The sequence below is a fragment of the Streptomyces sp. NPDC048734 genome (genome assembly GCF_043198675.1).
GTDB lineage: Bacteria > Actinomycetota > Actinomycetes > Streptomycetales > Streptomycetaceae > Streptomyces.
In genome coordinates this window covers 296,989-317,387 of the sequence record NZ_JBICUZ010000002.1, presented here as the reverse complement: position 1 = coordinate 317,387, position 20,399 = coordinate 296,989, and the positions used below count along the sequence as shown (strand labels likewise).

Annotated in this window: 18 protein-coding genes; 7 read left to right on the top strand and 11 right to left on the bottom strand. The window is 72.1% G+C overall.

Features of this window, described 5'->3' with window-relative positions; translation table 11 throughout:
- Positions 1-402: 402 nt before the first annotated feature.
- The gene (locus tag ACGFQC_RS06620; protein WP_363092580.1) at positions 403-669 is read right to left on the bottom strand and encodes a hypothetical protein; all 267 of its coding nucleotides are present in this window, start codon (positions 667-669) and stop codon (positions 403-405) included.
- Positions 666-1,613 (bottom strand): SPFH domain-containing protein, encoded by a 948-nt coding sequence (locus ACGFQC_RS06615; protein WP_363092579.1) that lies wholly within the window; start codon positions 1,611-1,613, stop codon positions 666-668. The genes ACGFQC_RS06620 and ACGFQC_RS06615 overlap by 4 nt, the downstream gene beginning before the upstream one ends.
- 294 nt (positions 1,614-1,907) lie before the next feature.
- Between ACGFQC_RS06615 and ACGFQC_RS06610 the strand changes: the two genes are divergently transcribed.
- Positions 1,908-4,322: a transglycosylase domain-containing protein gene (locus ACGFQC_RS06610; protein ID WP_363092578.1), complete on the top strand. Its 2,415-nt coding sequence runs from the start codon at positions 1,908-1,910 to the stop codon at positions 4,320-4,322.
- A 248-nt stretch (positions 4,323-4,570) separates the two neighbouring features.
- Here the strand turns inward: ACGFQC_RS06610 and ACGFQC_RS06605 are convergent, their stop codons facing one another.
- The 4 genes from ACGFQC_RS06605 to ACGFQC_RS06590 all read right to left on the bottom strand — a co-directional run bounded on the left by ACGFQC_RS06605 (position 4,571) and on the right by ACGFQC_RS06590 (position 10,930).
- Positions 4,571-6,664 (bottom strand): SpoIIE family protein phosphatase, encoded by a 2,094-nt coding sequence (locus ACGFQC_RS06605; protein WP_363093094.1) that lies wholly within the window; start codon positions 6,662-6,664, stop codon positions 4,571-4,573.
- Between the two features lie 296 nt (positions 6,665-6,960).
- The gene (locus ACGFQC_RS06600) at positions 6,961-7,653 is read right to left on the bottom strand and encodes a DUF402 domain-containing protein (protein WP_363093093.1); all 693 of its coding nucleotides are present in this window, start codon (positions 7,651-7,653) and stop codon (positions 6,961-6,963) included.
- A gap of 72 nt (positions 7,654-7,725) precedes the next feature.
- Positions 7,726-9,111 carry a class II fumarate hydratase gene (locus ACGFQC_RS06595; protein ID WP_363093092.1) on the bottom strand — a complete coding sequence of 462 codons (1,386 nt, stop codon included), beginning with the start codon at positions 9,109-9,111 and terminating at the stop codon, positions 7,726-7,728.
- 151 nt (positions 9,112-9,262) lie between these two features.
- The gene (locus ACGFQC_RS06590) at positions 9,263-10,930 is read right to left on the bottom strand and encodes a fumarate hydratase (protein WP_363093091.1); all 1,668 of its coding nucleotides are present in this window, start codon (positions 10,928-10,930) and stop codon (positions 9,263-9,265) included.
- Positions 10,931-11,098: 168 nt separating this feature from the next.
- Here ACGFQC_RS06590 and ACGFQC_RS06585 point away from each other — a divergent pair, with 168 nt between their 5' ends.
- Together ACGFQC_RS06585 and ACGFQC_RS06580 are read left to right on the top strand one after the other, a co-directional pair.
- Complete coding sequence (locus ACGFQC_RS06585; RefSeq protein WP_363093090.1) at positions 11,099-11,788, top strand: DUF1707 domain-containing protein; 690 nt, start codon at positions 11,099-11,101, stop codon at positions 11,786-11,788.
- A 105-nt stretch (positions 11,789-11,893) separates the two neighbouring features.
- Positions 11,894-12,268, top strand: coding sequence for a WhiB family transcriptional regulator (locus ACGFQC_RS06580; RefSeq protein ID WP_363093089.1), 375 nt, complete (start codon positions 11,894-11,896; stop codon positions 12,266-12,268).
- Between the two features lie 193 nt (positions 12,269-12,461).
- Here ACGFQC_RS06580 and glpX read toward each other — a convergent pair whose 3' ends face one another.
- The gene (gene glpX, locus ACGFQC_RS06575; protein WP_363093088.1) at positions 12,462-13,496 is read right to left on the bottom strand and encodes a class II fructose-bisphosphatase; all 1,035 of its coding nucleotides are present in this window, start codon (positions 13,494-13,496) and stop codon (positions 12,462-12,464) included.
- A 124-nt stretch (positions 13,497-13,620) separates the two neighbouring features.
- Here glpX and ACGFQC_RS06570 point away from each other — a divergent pair, with 124 nt between their 5' ends.
- Positions 13,621-14,148: a DUF4245 domain-containing protein gene (locus ACGFQC_RS06570; protein ID WP_363093087.1), complete on the top strand. Its 528-nt coding sequence runs from the start codon at positions 13,621-13,623 to the stop codon at positions 14,146-14,148.
- 116 nt (positions 14,149-14,264) lie between these two features.
- Here ACGFQC_RS06570 and ACGFQC_RS06565 read toward each other — a convergent pair whose 3' ends face one another.
- From ACGFQC_RS06565 to xseA, 3 genes are all read right to left on the bottom strand, one after another.
- Positions 14,265-14,855 carry a malonic semialdehyde reductase gene (locus ACGFQC_RS06565; RefSeq protein ID WP_363092436.1) on the bottom strand — a complete coding sequence of 197 codons (591 nt, stop codon included), beginning with the start codon at positions 14,853-14,855 and terminating at the stop codon, positions 14,265-14,267.
- A 166-nt stretch (positions 14,856-15,021) separates the two neighbouring features.
- Complete coding sequence (locus ACGFQC_RS06560) at positions 15,022-15,252, bottom strand: exodeoxyribonuclease VII small subunit (protein ID WP_363092437.1); 231 nt, start codon at positions 15,250-15,252, stop codon at positions 15,022-15,024.
- A complete protein-coding gene (xseA, locus tag ACGFQC_RS06555; protein WP_363092438.1) occupies positions 15,249-16,472 on the bottom strand; it encodes an exodeoxyribonuclease VII large subunit in 1,224 nt (407 codons plus the stop codon). Before xseA ends, ACGFQC_RS06560 begins: the two co-directional genes overlap by 4 nt.
- Positions 16,473-16,573: 101 nt before the next feature.
- On the opposite strand from xseA, the gene ACGFQC_RS06550 reads away from it, so the two are divergent.
- Together ACGFQC_RS06550 and ppgK are read left to right on the top strand one after the other, a co-directional pair.
- Complete coding sequence (locus ACGFQC_RS06550) at positions 16,574-17,599, top strand: 4-hydroxy-3-methylbut-2-enyl diphosphate reductase (protein ID WP_363092439.1); 1,026 nt, start codon at positions 16,574-16,576, stop codon at positions 17,597-17,599.
- 29 nt (positions 17,600-17,628) lie between these two features.
- On the top strand, positions 17,629-18,378 hold the full coding sequence (gene ppgK, locus ACGFQC_RS06545) for a polyphosphate--glucose phosphotransferase (RefSeq protein ID WP_363092440.1): 750 nt from the start codon (positions 17,629-17,631) through the stop codon (positions 18,376-18,378).
- On the opposite strand, the gene ACGFQC_RS06540 is transcribed toward ppgK, so the two are convergent.
- Entirely contained in the window at positions 18,375-18,761 is a 387-nt protein-coding gene (locus tag ACGFQC_RS06540) for a DUF6542 domain-containing protein (protein ID WP_363092441.1), read from the bottom strand. The two genes, ppgK and ACGFQC_RS06540, sit on opposite strands and share 4 nt — an antisense overlap.
- A gap of 541 nt (positions 18,762-19,302) precedes the next feature.
- Here ACGFQC_RS06540 and ychF point away from each other — a divergent pair.
- Positions 19,303-20,391 carry a redox-regulated ATPase YchF gene (gene ychF / locus ACGFQC_RS06535; RefSeq protein WP_363092442.1) on the top strand — a complete coding sequence of 363 codons (1,089 nt, stop codon included), beginning with the start codon at positions 19,303-19,305 and terminating at the stop codon, positions 20,389-20,391.
- Positions 20,392-20,399 lie beyond the last annotated feature (8 nt).

The window sequence follows — 20,399 nt, the reverse complement described above, 5'->3', positions numbered from 1 at the left end:
GCGGCGGCGCAGGTGGGGGCGATTGTCACAGGTTCGCTACAGCAGTCTTCCCGGTGCGCGACGGCCCGGTTCACGGCGGTTCGGTACGTGGCGGCCGGATGCCGTGGCGTCCCGGTCCACGGCGGTTCGGTACGTGGCGGCCCGGTGTGCGACGGCCCGGTGCGTGGCGGCCCGGTGTGCGACGGCTTGGCGCGTGGCCGTCCGGCGCGCGGCGGTTCGGTGCGTGGCGGCCCGGTGCGTGGCGGCCGGATGCTGTGGCGGTCCGGTCCACGGCGGTCCGGTGCGCGGCGGTCCGGTGTGCGACGGCCCGGCGCGTGGCTGTCCGGCGTGTGGCCGTCCGGTGCGCGGCGGCCGGATGCCGAGACCGGCCCGACGGGCCTCCGCTTCGGGGTGTCCGGGCGGTCAGGCCGGCGGAGGTCCCGGGGCGGAGCCTCCGGCAGGGCCCGGAGGGCGTCCCCGGCGGGGCAGGGGGCCGGCCTCCCCGGGCAGCCTGCCCGCCTCCTTCAACGCCCTCCGCAGCAGGAACTCGATCTGCGCGTTCGCCGACCGCAGTTCGTCGGAGGCCCACCGGGCCAGCGCGTCGTGCACCAGCGGATCGAGCCGCAGCAGCACCTGCTTGCGCTGCTGCGGCCGACGCCGAGGGGCGGCCCCCTCCTCGGGTGGGGTCACTGGTAGAGCGTCCCCGCGTTGAGCACCGGCTGCGGTGCCCGGTCCCCGCACAGCACCACCATCAGGTTGGACACCATCGCCGCCTTCCGTTCCTCGTCCAGCTCCACGATGCCCTGCTCGGCGATCCTGCCGAGCGCCGCCTCCACCATGCCGACCGCGCCGTCCACGATCTCGCGCCGCGCCGCGACCACCGCGCCGGCCTGCTGCCGCTGGAGCATCGCGGAGGCGATCTCCGGGGCGTAGGCGAGGTGCGTGAAACGGGACTCGATGATCCGCACACCGGCGGCCGCCACGCGCGCGTGCAGCTCGACGGCGAGCTTCTCGGTGATCTCCTCGGCGTTGCCGCGCAGCGAGAGCCCGTCCTCGTCGTGGGCGTCGTAGGGGTACTCGATGGCTATGTGCCGGACCGCGGCCTCGGTCTGGGTGGAGACGAACTCCACGAAGTCGTCCACCTCGAAGGAGGCCTGCGCGGTGTCCTGCACCTTCCACACGACGACCGCGGCCAGCTCGATGGGGTTGCCGTAGGCGTCGTTGACCTTGAGGACGGCGGTCTCGTGGTTGCGGACGCGGGTCGAGATCTTCTCGCGGGAGGTGAAGGGGTTCACCCAGCGCAGGCCGTCCTCACGGATGGTCCCCCGGTAGCGCCCGAACAGCTGCACCACGCGGGCCTCGCCCGGCGCCACCGTGTTCAGCCCGCACATCGCGAGGAACGCGGCGAGCGCGACGAGGACGCCGCCGGTGATGAGCGCGGCCTTGCCGCCGGCCGCGGTCACGGTGGTGGCGGCGGCGACCAGGGCGGCGCCGGCCAGCAGTCCGACCAGGCCGGACAGCAGTGCGAGGCCGCCGCCCACGCTGCGGGCCGGGAACTCGCGCACCCGCGGGGCGGGCATCTCGGGCACGTCGGCGGTGGCCGACGGGTCGTGCGTGGACTCGTTCGTGGACATGGGTCCCCCCGTTCCTCGCGGGCGGACGGACCGGTGGTCCGCCGGCCGCCCGCGGATGAGCTGATGTCTATCTAAGTGATATCACTTTATCGTGCGGTGGCAACCCTTGACGGCCCTCGGGCGTCGGTTCCGGTGGAACGGTGCGCCGGTTCCCCCGTCGGGGGTGCTGATTCTCACGCCCCCGTGGGGCCGGATCGAGACCCGTTCGTCACAGAGAGCGGTGTTAGCTTTCTGAGCTGACCTGCCTCCGGGCACTGGTGCGACTGCCGAGTAGGAAGCGGAGCGAGCGGACTCATGGGACGAGCGGAAGAGAGACGAGCGCGACAGCGTGGTGGTCGTCGCGCGGCGCCCGGGAACCGCTCGTCGCGGACGGCGGCCCCCGAGTCGCGCACCGACGCCGTGCCGTCGGCGCAGGGTGCGACGCGCACCGCGGCCGGCGGGCGCGCGGCGGCCCGCCGCGGCGCGGGGAAGGGCGGCGGGGGGACCGAGGGCGGCAAGGGCCGCATACGCAGGCTGTTCACCTGGAAGAAGATGCTCGGCGGTTTCCTGGGCTTCTGCGTGCTCGTCATCGGCGCCTTCATCGTCCTGTACATGACGACACCGATCCCGGACACCGCCAACGCCGACGCCCAGCTCCAGAGCAACGTCTACAAGTACAGCGACGGCAACCTGCTGGCCCGCGACGGCAAGCTCAACCGCGAGAACGTCGACCTCTCCGACGTCCCCAAGGACGTCCAGCACACCTTCGTCGCCGCCGAGAACAAGACCTTCTACGACGACGCCGGCGTCGACCTGAAGGGCACCGCGCGCGGCGTCCTCAACACGGTCATGGGCAGGGGTGCCCAGGGTGGTTCGACGATCACGCAGCAGTACGTCAAGAACTACTACCTGACCCAGGAACAGACGGTCACCCGCAAGCTCAAGGAACTGGTCATCTCCCTCAAGCTGGACCGGGAGAAGTCCAAGGACTACATCCTGGCCGGCTACATCAACTCCAGTTACTACGGCCGCGGCGCCTACGGCATCCAGGCGGCGGCCCAGGCCTACTACCGCGTCGACGCCGACGAGCTCACCGTCCCCCAGGGCGCCTACCTCGCGGCCCTGCTCCAGGCCCCCAGCCAGTACGACTGGACCTCCGCCAGCGACACCGGCAAGAAACTGGTCAAGCAGCGCTGGAACTACGTCCTCGACAACATGGTCGAGGAGGACTGGCTGGACAAGACCAAGCGCGACGCCATGGAGTTCCCGGTCCCCGAGGAGCCCAAGCCCGCCCCCGGCCAGGAGGGCCAGGTCGGCTACCTGGTGAAGGCGGCCAACAGCGAGCTGCAGAGGCAGCTCGTCGAACAGGGCGTCGCCGACAGCAGCCAGGAGGCCGAGGCGATGGTCAGCGCCGGCGGCTGGAACATCACCCTCAACGTCGACAAGAAGAAGCAGAGGGCGCTGGAGAAGTCCGTCAAGGAACAGCTGACCAGCAAGCTGGACGCGAAGAAGCGCCCGGTCGACGGCGACATCCAGGCGGGCGCCGTCTCGGTGAACCCGAAGACGGGCGCGGTCGTGGCGATGTACGGCGGTGTGGACTACGTCAAGCACTACACGAACAACGCCACCCGCACCGACTACCAGCCCGCCTCCACCTTCAAGCCGGTGATCCTGGCCGCCGCCCTGGACCAGGGCGCGGTGACCCAGGACGACCAGAAGATCAGCGTGAACACGGTCTACGACGGCACCAGCAAGCGCCCCGTCGTCGGCAGCGACATCGGCTTCGCCCCGGAGAACGAGGACGACGTCGACTACGGCGACGTCACCGTCCAGACGGCGATGAACAAGTCCGTCAACTCCGTCTTCGCCCAGCTGGGCGTCGACGTCGGCATGGACAAGGTCCTCAAGACCGCCTCCGACCTCGGCATGGACACCACGGACCTGAAGGCCGTGCCCGCGCAGACCCTCGGCACCATGGGCGCGAGCCCGCTGCAGATGGCCGGCGTCTACGCGACCCTCGACAACCACGGCAGGAAGGTCACCCCGACGCTCATCAAGTCGGCGGAGAACAGCGTCCACGCGGTGAAGCCGGCCGACCCGATCGGCGAGCAGGTCATCAGCCGCGAGGCCGCCGACACGGTCACCTCGGTGCTCACCGGCGTGGTCGACGACGGCACGGCCCAGGAGTCCGTGCGGGACAACCCCCTGCGCAACGGCCAGAAGGTCGCGGGCAAGACGGGCACGTCCGACGACAACAAGTCCGCCTGGTTCACCGGCTACACGCCCGACCTGGTCACCTCGGTCGGCCTGTTCGGCGAGTCCGCCCAGCCGCCGCACCCCCAGGTCACCATGACCGGGGCGACCGGCCTGCTCCCCGGCAAGGGCCGCGTCAACGGCGGTGGCTACCCGGCGCGGATCTGGGCGGCGTACACCTTCGGCGTCTCGAGCAAGGTCAGCAGGTTCGACCTGGAGACCGACCAGGGCGCGGCGGTCCAGCCCACCGTCACCACGAGCCCCTCACCGTCGCCGCCGCCGGAACCCTCGGAGACACCGAGCACGACACCCTCGTCGAGCAAGCCGTCGAAGACGCAGACCCCGTCGGAGACACCGACCACGCAGACCCCGTCGGAGACCCCGACCACGCAGACCCCGTCGGAGACACCGACCACGGGGGCGCCGACGACCGGCGAACCCGAGAACCCGCTGGATCCGCAGTTCGGCGACCAATAGCGGGGGCGGAGAACGACGCGGAGGGGGGGCCCCCCCCCCCCCGCCCGGGCCCCCCCCCCCCCGGGCCCCCGGGCCCCCCCCCCGGGGGGCCCCCCCCCCCGGGCGCCCCCCCCCCCCCCCCCCCCCCCCCCCGGGCCCCCCCGGGGCGCCACCCCGGGGGGGGGGGGGCCCCGCCGGGGGGGGGGCCCCCCCCCCGCCGGGGGCCCCCCCCCTCCGCCGTCGTACCGCTGTCCTGCCGCCGGGGCGGCCTACGCGCCCTGGTTCAGCTCGAACCAGACCACCTTCCCGGTGCTCAACCGGGTCGCCCCCCACCGCCGGGCCAGCCGGTTCACCAGGTACAGCCCGCGGCCGCCCTCGTCGGTGGCACGGGCCTGCCGCAGCCGGGGCAGCTGCGGCACGTCGTCGCCGACCTCGCAGCGCAGCACGTCGGTGCGCAGCAACCGCAGCGACACCGGCCGGGTGGCGTACCGCACCGCGTTGGTCACCACCTCGCTCACCAGCAGCTCGACGGAGTCCGTCATCTCCTCCATGCCCCAGCGGGCCAGCGCCCGCCGGGCGAGACGCCGGGCCCGCCCCGGAGCCGCGTCCTCCGGCTCCAGGAACCAGTACGCGACATCACTGGGCGCGATCCCGTCGAAGCGGGCGGCGAGCAGCGCGATGTCGTCGTCCCGGTCGCCGGGACCGAGCATGTCGAGGACCTCGTCGCACAGCGCCTCCAACGGCGGCGGATGGTCGGGACCGGTCAGCTGCGCGGTCGCGGCGAGCTTCTCGCGCAGCTGCTCTATGCCGGTCGCCACGTCCCGCAGCCGCGACTCCACCAGACCGTCCGTGTACAGCAGCAGGGTGGCACCGGCGGGCGCGTCCAGCTCGACGGCCTCGAAGTCGACGCCGCCCACCCCGATCGGGGCGCCCGGCGGCACCCGCAGCACCTCGGCCCGGCCGCCCAGGTGCAACAGGATGGGCGGGGGATGACCGGCGTTGGCGATGGTGATGCGGTGCGCCACCGGGTCGTAGACGGCGTAGAGGCAGGTCGCCATGCGGTCGGTGCCCAGACGCTGGGCCTGCTCGTCCAGGTGGTGCAGGACCTCCTGCGGGGGCAGGTCCAGCCCGGCCAGCGTCTGGGCCGTCGTGCGGAGCTGGCCCATGATGGCGGCGCTGGTCATGGAGTGACCCATGACGTCACCCACCACCAGGGCGACGCGGCTGCCCGGCAGCGGGATCGCGTCGTACCAGTCGCCGCCCACCCGCGCGGTCTCCGCCGCGGGCAGGTAGCGGGAGGCCAGCCGCACGCCCGTGGGCCGCGGCAGGGTCTCCGGCAGCATCGTGCGCTGGAGCTCGTCGGCGATGTACGCCTCCCGGTCGTACAGCACCGCCTTGTCGATGCCCAGGGCACTGTGCGTGGCGAGCTGCGCGGCCACCAGCAGGTCGTCCGCGTCGAACGGGATGCGTTCGGGGCGGCGGATGAACACCGCGGCCCCGATCACCCGGCGCCGGCCGCGCAACGGCGCGAGGATCGCCCGCTGGCCGCCCGGAACGTCCAGCCGGCTGTCGGGCCCGAGGAGTTCGGGCAGCGCGGCGGTCGCCGCCGGGGTGTCCGCGAACACCGGACGCACCCCCCGCAGCACCTCCGCGAGGGCCCCGCCCGGACGCACCTCGCACAGTTCCGCGATCGCCGCCGACAACTCCGACAGCTCCGGCGCCTCGGGGGGCGGCAGACCGAGCTGCGCGAACCCGGGCTCGGGTTCGCGCTCCTCGGGGATGCGGTCGGTGCGCCGCAGCCGCAGCACGACCCGGTCGGCGACCGGCCGCTCGTCGCCGACCGGCAGCGGATCACGCAGGTAGACCAGGATCGCGTCGGAGAAGGTCGGCACGGTGGCCCGGCACAGCCCCATCACGATCTCGTCCAGGTCCAGGCCGCGGGCGATCCGCCGGGTCGCCGCGCCCACGAAGCGCAGCCGGTCGCCGTCCCGCCGCATCGGCGTGGGCTGCCGGCCGGACACGGGCGCCTGCCCGGTACGCCGGTCCCGGCCGTCCGGGCGCGTCTCGGCGCCCGGCTGCAGCGGTACGGCCTCGGGCGCGGGGCGCGGCCGGTGCGCGTCCGGCTCGGCGGCCACCGCGGGCTGTGAGTGCTCGGCGTCGGAAACGGCCTGATCCTTCCCCTGGGGGCAGGGCGCCGGGCCGCCCGGCGCGGTGGTGCCCGGGGTGCCGTCGGTACGGGCCCGGTCGGCGGGCGGTAAGGCGGCGGCCCCGGGCGCGGACTCCTGGGCACGCAGGAGCGCCCCGCGGTCGTCCGTGGGGTCCACGCCCTGAGGGCGTTCGTAGGAGGTGGGCTGCTCCGTCACGCGTGTCGAATCCGTCCGTCCGGGGCTGCGCGCCGCGCGTGCAGTCGGTCCCGCAGAGAATCCGATACCCGGAATACGTGTCCCCGGAACGGATTCTCCGCGTGGTCAGAGGCTGTTCCTGTGCCACCGGTGGGCCCACCGCGGCCCCTGCCGGTACTGCCCTCGTACCCCTCGCTCACGTCCTGCCGCCCCTCGGTGACGTTCGGTCAGACCTGGCGCCCGATCCGGGAGTTACGGTGGGAGCGCCCTTGCGGAGGACGATCCTACGTTTGCCGCCCGGGGGCGCGGCAAGGGTCTCATGTGGACAGGCGCGCAGGCGTTCGATGCCAGTCCTGCGGCAACGACGGTACGCTCCAGGCCGGATCCGGGCGCCAGTCCTCCCAGCCGTCGGCGAACGGCGCGCCCCAGGCACGGACCACCTCCACCGCCGACCGGCCGGCCTCCCGGACCCGCTCGGCCACCGACACGTCCATCAGTCCGTCCTGCTGAGCCTGCGCGAACTCGTCCTCGTCGCGCCAGCCCCAGGAGCGGTCGGGATAGACGCACAGGTCCAGGAAGTGGTCCTCGGAGTCCACCCCGCCGTCCCAGCGGACCAGCGGCTCCTCGAAGTTGACGTACCAGTTCTTGAACTGCCAGCCCGGCTCCCAGAACAACCACACCGACCAGGGCTCGCCGGGCCGGGCCAGCTTCAGCACACCGGTGCCGAACCAGCGGCCCGGCACCACCGTCCGCGGCTTGGTGTAGCGCGTGCGCAGCGGCTCCTGGTGCGGGGGAGTGCCGTCGGCGAGCACGGGTCTGACGCACTGGGTGCCGGGGGCCAGCCACACGGCGAGCAGCTCCTCGTCGTCCCGGACGACGGTGACGGGGCGGGCGATGTGGACACCCGCGCCGCCGTTCTCCCGGTACCGCCACAGGATCTGGTCCCCGGCCCGCCAGAAGCCCGCCGCCCCACCCGTTCCCACGCGCCTCACCGCTCCACCGTCTGCCATGCACAGATATTAGGTGCCATGGACATACGACGCCGCGGTACGCGTCACGGTTCTCGCGCCGGCCGCGAAAGGTTACGGCCGTGTCATCCGCAGGACATCGAGCGCCTCGTCGAGCTGCCGGAGCGTGAGGTCACCGCGCTCCACGTACCCGCCGTCGAGCACCGTCTCGCGGATCGTCCGGCGCTGCGCCAGCGCCCTCTTGGCGACCTTCGCGGCCTCCTCGTACCCGATGTACTTGTTCAGCGGGGTGACGACCGACGGCGACGACTCGGCGTACTCGCGGGCGCGTTCGCGGTGGGCGACGATCCCGTCCACGGTCCGGTCGGCCAGCAGCCGCGACACGTTGGCGAGCAGCCGGACCGACTCCAGCACGTTCTTGGCGATGACCGGCAGCATCACGTTCAGCTCGAAGTTGCCGGCCGCGCCCGCCGTCGCCACGGTGGCGTCGTTCCCGACGACCTGCGCGGCCACCATCAGCACCGCCTCCGGGATCACCGGGTTGACCTTGCCCGGCATGATCGAGGACCCCGGCTGCAGGTCGGGCAGCGAGATCTCCGCCAGCCCGGTCCGCGGTCCCGAAGCCATCCACCGCAGATCGTTGGCGATCTTCGTCAGTCCCACGGCGATCGTCCGCAGCTGCCCGCTGGTCTCCACGATGCCGTCGCGCGCGCCCTGCGCCTCGAAGTGGTCGCGCGCCTCCGTCAGCGGCAGCCCCGTGACCCGGGCGACCTCCTCGATGACGGCCGCGGAGAAACCGGGCGGCGTGTTGATGCCCGTCCCCACCGCCGTGCCGCCCAGCGGCAGTTCGGCGAGCCGGGGGAGGGAGGCCGTCAGCCGTTCGACGCCGTACCGCACCTGCGCGGCGTACCCGCCGAACTCCTGCCCCAGGGTCACGGGCGTGGCGTCCATGAGGTGGGTGCGCCCCGACTTCACCACGTCGGAGAACTCCTCCGCCTTGCGCTCCAGGGAGGCGGCCAGGTGCTCCAGGGCGGGGATCAGGTCACGGGTGACGGCGGCGGTGGCGGCGATGTGGATCGACGACGGGAAGACGTCGTTGGACGACTGCGAGGCGTTCACGTGGTCGTTCGGGTGGACGTCCCGGCCGAGCCGCTCGGTCGCCAGGGTGGCGACGACCTCGTTGGCGTTCATGTTCGACGACGTCCCGGACCCGGTCTGGAACACGTCGACGGGGAAGTGCTCGTCCCACCTGCCCTCGGCGACCTCGCCGGCCGCCTCCTGGATCGCCCGGGCGATCTCCTCGTCGAGCACGCCCAGCTCGGCGTTCACCTTCGCGGCGGCACCCTTGATCCGGGCCAGCGCCTCGATGTGGGCGCGCTCGATGCGCTGCCCCGAGACGGGGAAGTTCTCGACGGCCCGCTGGGTCTGGGCCCGCCACTTGGCGTCCGCCGGGACGCGGACTTCGCCCATGGAGTCGTGCTCGGTGCGGTATTCGGTCATACGGGGTACAGCGAACGGGGCGGCCGGGTTGTTCCGGGGCGGCTGATCCAGCCCTTCCGGCGTCCGGGGAGCGGGGGTCCGGGGCGGAGCCCCCGGGGACGGGTCGGGAAGGGGCGGCGGTGGCGAGAACACCCCGCCGCCCCCCGTGGCCCTACGCCAGCCCCGGCCCCCGCACCGGGATGCTCGTGAACGTCGGCGCCGGAGCGGGATCCTGGAAGAAGTCGTTGCCCTTGTCGTCCACCACGACGAACGCCGGGAAGTCCTCGACCTCGATCTTCCAGACCGCCTCCATGCCGAGTTCCTCGTACTCGACGACCTCGACCTTCTTGATGCAGTCCTGGGCGAGCCGGGCGGCCGGGCCGCCGATGGAGCCGAGGTAGAAGCCGCCGTGGGTGCCGCACGCGTCGGTGACCTGCTTGCTGCGGTTGCCCTTGGCGAGCATGACCTTGGAGCCGCCGGCGGCCTGGAACTGCTCGACGTAGGAGTCCATGCGGCCGGCCGTCGTCGGGCCGAAGGAGCCGGACGCGTAGCCCTCGGGCGTCTTGGCCGGACCGGCGTAGTACACCGGGTGGTCCTTCAGGTACTGCGGCATCTCCTCGCCGGCGTCGAGGCGTTCCTTGATCTTGGCGTGCGCGATGTCGCGGGCCACGACGAGCGGACCGGTGAGCGACAGCCGGGTCTTCACCGGGTACTTGGTCAGCTCGGCGAGGATCGTGTCCATCGGCTGGTTCAGGTCGATCCTCACCACGTCGGAGGACTCGTCCAGGTGCTCGTCCGTCGTGTCCGGCAGGAACCGTGCCGGGTCGGTCTCGAGCTGCTCCAGGAAGACGCCCTCGGCGGTGATCTTCGCGACGGCCTGCCGGTCGGCGGAGCAGGACACGGCGATCGCGACGGGGCACGAGGCCCCGTGCCGCGGAAGCCGCACGACCCGCACGTCGTGGCAGAAGTACTTGCCCCCGAACTGCGCGCCGATCCCGATCCTCTGCGTCAGCTCGAAGACCTTCTCCTCCAGCTCCTTGTCCCGGAAGCCGTGCCCGAGCGGCGAGCCCTCGGCGGGGATCTCGTCCAGGTAGTGCGCGGAGGCGTACTTGGCGGTCTTGAGCGCGTACTCGGCGGAGGTGCCGCCGACCACGATCGCCAGGTGGTAAGGCGGGCAGGCGGCCGTACCGAGGGAGCGGATCTTCTCCTCCAGGAACTTCATCATGGAGGCCTCGTTCAGGACGGCCTTCGTCTCCTGGTAGAGGAAGGACTTGTTGGCGCTGCCGCCGCCCTTCGCCATGAAGAGGAACTTGTAGGCGCCGCCGTCGGTGGCGTACAGCTCGATCTGGGCCGGCAGGTTGGAGCCGGTGTTCTTCTCCTCCCACATGGTGAGCGGAGCCATCTGCGAGTAGCGCAGGTTGAGGTTGAGGTAGGCGTCGTAGATGCCCCGGCTGAGGGCCTCCTCGTCGCCGCCCTCGGTGAGGACGTTCTGGCCGCGCTTGCCCATGACGATCGCCGTGCCGGTGTCCTGGCACATGGGCAGCACGCCGGCGGCCGCGATGTTGGCGTTCTTCAGCAGGTCCAGCGCGACGAACTTGTCGTTGGCCGACGCCTCGGGGTCGTCGACGATCCGGCGCAGCTGCGCGAGGTGGGCCGGGCGCAGGTAGTGCTGGATGTCGTGGATCGCCTCCTCGGCGAGCTTGCGCAGCGCCTCCGGCTCCACCTTGAGGAACGTCCGCCCGTCGGCCTCGAAGGTGGAGACACCCTCGGAGGTCACCAGCCGGTAGGGGGTGGTGTCCTCTCCCATGGGGAGCAGATCGGTGTACGCGAACTCAGGCATCTCGCCCATTCCTCACTCGACAGACAGCACGGCCGGCCTCCATTGGCAAGCGTCCACCAGCGTAGGACCTGCGGTCGGCGGCGAGCCTGTGAGGTAAGGCTCAGTTCGGCGCCGGCCGGCCGCGGAGGAGGGCTATCGCGATCTATCGTGTTTCGGTACGCTGCTGTCGTGGACCTTGAGAAGCAGAACCGACCGCGCGCCGCGGTGAGCGAGTTGCGTGCCTCGGACGCCGACCGCGACCGCATCGCCGACATCCTGCGCGAGGCTCTCGCCGAGGGGCGTCTCACCGCCGACGAGCACGCCGAGCGCGTCGAGGGCGTGCTGGCCGCGAAGACGGTCGGCGAACTGGACGCGTTCATCCGGGACCTGCCCGCCGCGCACCGGCCGCCCGCCTCGTCCCCCGTCCCGGCCCCCGACCGCCCGACGGCCGGAGCCGTCCCGGCCGATCCGGACGACAGCCTGGTCGCGGTCTTCAGCGCCGCCGTCCGCAGGGGCCGCTGGCGCGCGGGCCGCCGTATCCACGCGTACGCGGTCTTCGGCAGCGTCGAGATCGACCTGAGCGAGGCGGTCTTCGAGTACCAGCAGGTCGTCGTCAAGGCGTTCTCGGTCTTCGGCAGCGTCGACATCCGCGTCCCGGAGAACGTGTCGCTGCGCGGCAGCGGCGGCGGCGTCCTGGGCACCTTCGAGGTGCACACCCTCGACTCGCCCGACCCCGGCGCCCCCGTCGTCTACGTCGACGGCTGGTCCGTCCTCGGCAGCGTCGAGGCCCGGCCCAGGCGCGGCAAGATCGTCGCGGACATCCTCGACCGGGTCCACCGCAAGGTCGACAGGAGTGTGCGCAAGCACCTGGACCGTTGACGGCCGCGACGGCGGCGGCCGTCAACTCAGTGCATAGGCGCACGCACAGCGGGTAGGCCTTGCTGCATCGTCTCTCGCTCGCGAAGCCGTCGTCAGGAGTAGACCGTGCTGCAATCGCCGCATTCGTCCCAGGTCGCTGCCGTGCCGGCCCAGCTGTTGCCGGCGCGAGACAGGGACCAGGACGCGCCATGGCACACCGAAGCGGTGTGCCGGCGCGACGAGGCAGGCCTGTTCTTCGCCCCCTCCAAGGAGCCCACCGCGGCCCGCCTGTCCCGCGAGGAGGCGGCCAAGCGGGTCTGCGCGCGCTGCCCGGTGATGGTGGAGTGCAGGGAACACGCCCTGCTGCAACCGGAGCCCTACGGCGTCTGGGGCGGCCTGACCGCGGCGGAACGCCGGGTGGCCCTGGCCCGCCGCCGTCGCCGGGACGTGGAGCTGAAGAAGGCTGCCAGACCGGCGGACCGCATAGCGGCAGCCGGCTAGCAGCCGGCTGGAACGACGCCCACGGGAAAAGGGCGCCCCCACCGCACCGGGGGCGCCCTTTTCGACGGGGCGGCCGCCGAGCCCCGGGGGGCGCGGGGCCGGATCGACGCGCGGCTCTGCCGCATGGGCGCGGCCGGCCGCGGCGGGCTCGCACGCGCCCGCCGCCCGCGGTCCCGTCCGGCGGGCCGCGGGGCTACTTCGCCCGGTCGAAGTCGATCGCGCTGTAGGCCCGCAGCTTGCTCAGCCGGTGCTCGGAGTCGATCCTGCGCACCGTCCCCGACTTCGACCGCATCACGATCGAATCGGTGACGGCCGTCTCGGACCGGTACCGCACGCCCCGCAGCAACTCGCCGTCCGTGATGCCGGTGGCGACGAAGAACACGTTCTCCCCGGTCACCAGGTCCTCGGTGGTCAGCACGCGGTCGAGGTCGTGTCCGGCGTCGATCGCCCGCCGCCGCTCCTCCTCGTCCTTCGGCCACAGCTTGCCCTGGATGGTGCCGCCCAGGCACTTCACGGCGCAGGCCGAGATGATGCCCTCCGGGGTGCCGCCGACGCCGAGGAGCAGGTCGACGCCCGTGCCCTCGCGCAGCGCGAGGATGGAACCGGCGACGTCACCGTCGGAGATGAGCTTGATGCGGGCGCCGGTCCGGCGGATCTCGTCGATGATCCCCGCGTGCCGCGGCCGGTCCAGGATGACGACGGTGACGTCCTCCGGGGTGGCCCGCTTGGCCTTGGCGACCCGGCGGATGTTCACCGACACGGGGGCGTCGATGTCGACGAAGTCGGCGGCTTCGGGGCCGGTGACCAGCTTGTCCATGTAGAACACGGCGGACGGGTCGAACATGGCGCCGCGCTCGGTGGCCGCGAGGACGGCGATCGCGTTCGGCATGCCCTTGGCCGTCAGCGTGGTGCCGTCGATCGGGTCGACGGCGATGTCGACCTCGGGTCCGGTGCCGTCACCGACGCGCTCGCCGTTGAAGAGCATCGGGGCTTCGTCCTTCTCGCCCTCGCCGATGACGACGACGCCGTTCATCGAGACGGTGGAGACAAGGGTCCGCATCGCGCGCACCGCGGCGCCGTCGGCGCCGTTCTTGTCGCCGCGTCCCACCCAGCGGCCCGCGGCCATGGCGGCGGCTTCGGTCACCCGGACCAGTTCCAGGGCGAGGTTGCGGTCCGGGGCCTCGGAGGGGACATCGAGTTCGGACGGCAGGTGATGATGCTCGGTCATCGGAGCGCACCTTTCTGATACGACGACGGCCGGATGAGGGTTCGGCTCGACTCTATCGTCAGTACGACAAAATGAGCAGGGGGCCCCACGGATGAGCGCACCCGGCACCTGCGACGATAGGGGCGTGGCAGGTTCGAAAAGCAAGATGCAGACGGTCCGGGACATGGTGCTCTCGCTGGGCCTGATCATGATCGCCGGTCTGGTGATGTACTTCTTCATCCCGCACGACGACAGTGCCGCTCCCGACGTGAAGCGGGTCGACTACCGCGTGGAGCTGCTGACGGCGCGCCGCGCGGCCTCGTACCCGGTGGCCGCGCCCGAGGGGCTGTCCTCGGACTGGAAACCGACCTCGGTGCGCTTCGACGGCGCCGAGTTCGACTCCTGGCACCTCGGCTTCCACTCTCCCGACGGGGAGTACGTGGCGGTGGAGCAGTCGACTCAGGCGCGCGCCCCGTTCGTCGACGACGCGAGCCAGGGTGCCCGTGAGACGAAGACGACCGAGGAGATCGGCGGCCGCACCTGGACCCGCTACACCGGCGGCCGTTACGACGCCCTGGTGCTGGAGGGCACCGACGGCGCCACCACGGTCGTCGCGGGTACGGCGTCGTTCGCCCGGCTGGCCGAGATGGCGGGCGCGCTGAAGCCGGCGTGAGCCCCCGACCGCACCCCGAGCACGACGAAGGCACCCGGCCGATCGGCCGGGTGCCTTCGTCGTGCTCGGGGTGCGGTCGGGACCGGGGTCTCGCGTCTCGGACGGGTTCCCGTGTCTCAGACGGTGGTGAAGACCTGCTCGTACGACAGGCGCGGGGAGCGCGGGTAGGAGGCGCCCTCGCCCGGCTTGCCGATGTTGACGACGATCAGCGGGGTGTGGTCGTCGTCCAGGAACTCCTTGCGGATGCCCTCGGCGTCGAAGCCGGTCATCGGGCCGGCGGCGAGACCGGCGGCGCGGACGCCGACGATGAAGTAGGCGGCCTGGAGGGCGGAGTTCAGCGTGGCGGAGCCCTCACGGGCCGGACGCTCGGCGAAGAAGACGTCCTTGGCCTGCGGGAACGCCGGGAACAGGGTCGGCAGCTCCTCGTGGAACTCGTTGTCCGCGGAGAGGATCGCGACCAGCGGCGCGGTGGCGGTCTTGGCCCGGTTGCCCTCGGCCATGTGCTGCACGAGGCGCTCGCGGGCCTCGGCGGAACGGACCAGGGTGACGCGCAGCGGGGTCTGGTTGAAGGCGGTGGGACCGAACTTGACCAGGTCGTAGATCGCCTGGACCTGCTCCTCCGTCACCGGCTCGTCGGTGAAGGTGTTGGCGGTGTGGGCCTCGCGGAACAGCAGGTCCTGGGCGGCGGGGTCAAGAACGAGAGACATGGGGGATCTTCCTCGAAGTGTGCGTCGGTGGCCCGGGTCGGGGCCGGTTGACGTGCTCGACGGTACGCCAAGGAAATTCAACTTTCAACAAAACCCCGGGTGTCAGTGACCCGCTTCACACCCGCGGTCACCGGCCGGCTCCCTCCGCCCCGGCCCGCGCCCCCGCCTACTCCTCCTGGGCGGCCCCCTCTTCCTCCTCCTCGGTGAGCGCCGCGTCCAGCCGGGCCCGCGCGCCCTCCAGCCAGCGCCGGCACACCTTGGCCAGCTCCTCCCCGCGCTCCCACAGGGCGAGGGACTCCTCCAGCGTCGTTCCCCCGGCCTCCAGGCGGCGCACCACCTCGATCAGCTCGTCGCGCGCCTGCTCGTACCCCAGCGCCTCGTCCGTCCTGCCCGTCATGCACCCATTCCCTGATCGTCGACTCGAACCGTGAACTCACCTGCGGCGACCCGCGCCCGGAGCGCCTCGTCCGCCGCCACCTCGCCCGGATCCCGGACCACGTGACCGTCGGCCCTCTGCAGCACCGCGTACCCCCGCTTCAGCGTCGCCGCGGGGGAGAGGCCCACCACGCGCGCGTGCGTGTGCGACAGCTCGGAGTCGGCGCGGTCCAGGAGGTGCCCGAGCGTCCGCCGCGAGCGGTCGACCAGCGAGGAGACGTGGTCCGCGCGCTCGTCGACCATCCGGTGCGGATCCCGCAGCGCCGGCCGGCCGAGCGCGTGGTCCAGCCCGCGCTCCTCGCGCTCCACGAACGCCTCAACGCACCTCCTCGCCCGGCCGCGCAGCGTCCGCACCCGCTCCAGCTCCTCGCCGACGTCCGGCACCACCTTCTTCGCCGCGTCGGTCGGCGTGGAGGCCCGCAGGTCGGCCACATGGTCCAGCAGCGGGTTGTCGGGCTCGTGCCCGATCGCCGACACCACCGGCGTACGGCAGGCCGCCACCGCCCGCACCAGCTGCTCGTCGGAGAACGGCAGCAGATCCTCCACGCTGCCGCCCCCGCGCGCGACGACGATCACGTCCACGTCCTCCAGGTCGTCCAGCTCCTGCACGGCCTGGACGACCTGGGCCACGGCGTGCACGCCCTGCACCGCGACGTTGCGCACCTCGAAGCGGACGGCGGGCCAGCGGCGCCGGGCGTTCTCCAGCACGTCCCGCTCCGCGGCCGAGGCCCGCCCGCACACCAGTCCGACGAGCTGCGGCAGGAAGGGCAGCGGCTTCTTCCGCTCGGCGGCGAACAGCCCCTCGGCCGCCAGCGACCGCTTCAGCTGCTCCAGCCGGGCCAGCAGCTCCCCGACACCCACGGGCCGTATCTCGACGGCCCGCAGCGACAGCTGCCCGCGCGGGGCGTACCACTCCGGCTTGGCGTGCACGACGACGCGGGCGCCCTCGCCGACGACGTCCGCCACCGCGTCGAAGACCTGCCGGAAGCAGGTCACGCTCACGGAGACGTCGCGCGACGGGTCGCGCAGCGTCAGGAACACGACGCCCGCGCCGGGGCGCCGCGACAACTGGGTGATCTGCCCCTCGACCCACACCGCGCCGAGCCGCTCGATCCACCCGCCGATGAGCCGCGAGACCTCGCCTACGGGCAGCGGGGCCTCGGCGGACGTATTGACAGCCATGCCGCGAGGGTAGTGGCCGGCGCCGACAACACCCCGCACCCGGCGGCCCCGTCGGCCCGGGACCCGTACGCGATCTCCGGGCCGTCGGGCCCGGCCTTACGATGGGACGCATGACCGCTTCGTCTGGCCGCCGTGTCCTGCTCGCCGCCCCCCGGGGCTACTGCGCGGGAGTGGACCGCGCCGTGATCGCCGTCGAGAAAGCCCTGGAGCAGTACGGCGCTCCCGTCTACGTCCGGCACGAGATCGTCCACAACAAGTACGTCGTGCAGACCCTGGAGAAGAAGGGCGCCGTCTTCGTCGAACGGACGGAGGAGGTCCCGCCGGGCAACATCGTCATGTTCTCGGCGCACGGCGTCGCCCCGGTCGTCCACCAGGAGGCCGAGCGCGGCCGGCTGGCCACCATCGACGCGACCTGCCCGCTCGTCACGAAGGTCCACAAGGAAGCCGTCCGGTTCGCCGCCGAGGACTACGACATCCTGCTGATCGGCCACGAGGGCCACGAGGAGGTAATCGGCACCTCCGGCGAGGCCCCCGACCACATCCAGCTCGTCGACGGGCCCGAGGACGTCGCCAAGGTCGAGGTCCGCGACCCCTCCAGGGTCGTCTGGCTGTCGCAGACCACCCTCTCCGTCGACGAGACGATGGAGACCGTCGACGCCCTCAAGGACAAGTTCCCGCAGCTCATCTCCCCGCCCAGCGACGACATCTGCTACGCCACGCAGAACCGTCAGCTCGCGGTGAAGCAGATGGGCGCCGAGGCGGAGCTGGTGATCGTCGTCGGCTCGCGCAACTCCTCGAACTCCAAGCGGCTCGTCGAGGTCGCCAAGCTCGCCGGTGCCCGCGAGGCCTACCTGGTGGACTTCGCGAGCGAGATCGACGAGGCGTGGCTGGAAGGGGTGACGACGGTCGGTGTCACCTCCGGCGCCTCCGTCCCCGAGGTCCTCGTCGAGGAGGTCCTCGGCTGGCTCGGCGAGCGCGGCTACGGCGACGTGGAGCTGGTGAAGGCCGCCGACGAGCACATCGTCTTCTCGCTGCCCAAGGAACTCCGCCGCGACCTGCGCGAGGAGGCCGCCGCGCTGGTGGCCGGGCGGGGCGGGAGCGGCCCGGCGGCGACCTCGGGCGAGTGACGGCCCGTCCGCCGTCGTACCGTGGGGCCATGCAGATCTTCGGCGTGGACATCGGTGGATCCGGGATCAAGGGCGCCCCTGTGGACCTGGACAGGGGCGACCTCGCCCAGGAGCGCTTCAAGGTGCTCACCCCGCAACCGGCGACGCCCGACGGCGTCGCCGACGGCGTGCGGCAGGTGATCGAGAACTTCGGCTGGACGGGCCCGGTCGGCCTGACCTTCCCGGGCGTGGTCACCGGCGGCTCCACGATCCGTACGGCGGCCAACGTCGACAAGAGCTGGATCGACACGGACGCGCGCGCCCTGTTCGGCGAGCGGCTGGGCGGGCTGCCGGTGACGGTGGTCAACGACGCCGACGCGGCGGGTGTCGCCGAGGTCGCCTTCGGCGCCGGTCGCGACCGCCGGGGCACGGTCATCCTCCTCACCTTCGGCACCGGTATCGGCAGTGCCGTCTTCGTGGACGGAGTCCTCGTCCCCAACACCGAACTGGGCCACCTCGAACTGCACGGCCACGACGCGGAGAAGCGCGCCTCCAGCAAGGCCAGGGAGGACGAGGAGCTGACCTGGGAGCACTGGGCGCGCCGGGTCCAGAAGTACCTCGCGCACGTCGAGATGCTCTTCTCGCCCGAGCTGTTCATCATCGGCGGCGGCGTCAGCCGCAAGTCCGAGAAGTTCCTGCACCACATCGACGGCATCAAGGCCGAGATCGTCCCGGCGCAGCTCCAGAACAACGCGGGGATCGTCGGCGCGGCGATGCGGGCGGCGAAGGAGAGCCGCTAGCGGTCCTGCCCGGCCCCGCCCACCGGGGCCGGAGCCACCGCCGAACAGCACACCTGGCGGCGGGCGACGGCCCGGCGCCGGGCCACCAGGACCACCCGGCGCACCAGCACGGTCAGCGCGGCCAGGAGCGTGCCGCCGTACAGCCAGCCCACCTGGGTGGCCAGGGCGGTGGCCAGCGCCATCAGCCGGGCGCCGGGTCCGTCGCCGTCCTTCGCCAGCGGCAGGACGCCCACGGCGAAGGCGATCGGCACCACGACGGGCGCGGCGAGCAGGTCGGCCCGCCGCACCCACAGCCCGCACAGCACGCACACCGGCAGGAACAGCACGCCGTACGCCGTCTGCGAGGCACCCAGCAGCAGGTCGAGCCAGCCGAGCGTCAGCATCAGCAGCGTGCTGAACAGGCCGGTGCCGAGACCGGTGAGCCGGGGATTCGGCAGCCGCCGGGCCGTTGCCGGGCGCGGGAGCGAAGCAGGTGCGCGGGCCGGCTTCGGGAGCCGCGGCGCACCGCCGGACCGGGGCGGCGCACCGGGCCCCGACCCGCGGGGCGCACCGGGACCTGAGCCGCGGGGCGCACCGGGCCCTGAGCCGCGGGGCGCACCGGCATCGGAACCCCGCGGCGCGTCTCCCCGGCCGGCGCCCAGCGGCCCCCTCCCGCGGCGGGCGCCGCCGGCCCCGCCGCGGCCGGTCTGCGGCGGCAGGGGCGGGCCGCCGCGTCGCGTTCCGTTCTGCGGGGGTCGCGTCCTGTGTTGCTCCACCGGTCCAACTTAGGTCGGTTTATGTGCTGAATCGGGCACGGGACACGCCGGAGGGACGACCTTGGCCAAGCGTTCGACAGGTCCGCCGGGGCGGGCGCGGGCACGCCGTAAACTGGTGGATCGGCCAGCCCTCTGGCCCCCTGGCCCTCTCACTACGGGAAGTCGCAACGTGTCGCTCACGATCGGAATCGTCGGTCTGCCGAATGTCGGCAAGTCGACCCTGTTCAACGCCCTGACCAAGAACGACGTGCTGGCGGCCAACTACCCGTTCGCCACGATCGAGCCGAACGTGGGTGTCGTGGGCGTCCCCGACGCCCGGCTCACCAAGCTCGCGGAGATCTTCGGCTCGCAGCGGATCCTCCCGGCGACGGTCGACTTCGTCGACATCGCGGGCATCGTGCGCGGCGCGTCCGAGGGTGAGGGCCTGGGCAACAAGTTCCTGGCGAACATCCGCGAGTCCGACGCGATCTGCCAGGTCATCCGCGCCTTCAAGGACGAGAACGTCGTGCACGTCGACGGCAAGGTCTCGCCGAAGGACGACATCGAGACGATCAACACCGAGCTGATCCTCGCCGACCTCCAGACCGTCGAGAAGGTCCTTCCCCGGCTCCAGAAGGAGTCGCGCATCAAGAAGGACATCGGCCCGAAGGTGAAGGCCGTCGAGGAGGCCAAGGAGATCCTGGAGAGGGGCGACACGCTCTTCTCGCACGGGATCGTCCAGGGCACCGAGCGCAACGAACTGCTGCACGACCTGCACCTGCTCACCACCAAGCCCTTCCTCTACGTCTTCAACGTCGACGAGGACGAGCTGATGGACGAGGACTTCAAGGACGAGCAGCGGGCCCTGGTCGCCCCCGCCGAGGCGATCTTCCTCAACGCCAAGCTGGAGCAGGACCTCGCCGAACTCGACGAGGCCGACGCCATGGAGCTGCTGGAGTCGGTCGGTGCCGAGGAACCGGGCCTGACCACCCTCGCCCGCGTCGGCTTCGACACCCTGGGCCTGCAGACCTACCTCACGGCCGGCCCCAAGGAATCCCGCGCCTGGACGATCAAGAAGGGCGCCACCGCTCCCGAGGCCGCCGGCGTCATCCACACCGACTTCCAGAAGGGCTTCATCAAGGCGGAGGTCATCTCCTTCGCCGACCTGGTGGAGACCGGCTCGGTCGCCGAGGCCCGAGCCAAGGGCAAGGCCCGCATGGAGGGCAAGGACTACGTGATGCAGGACGGGGACGTGGTGGAGTTCCGCTTCAACGTGTGAGCGGGTGA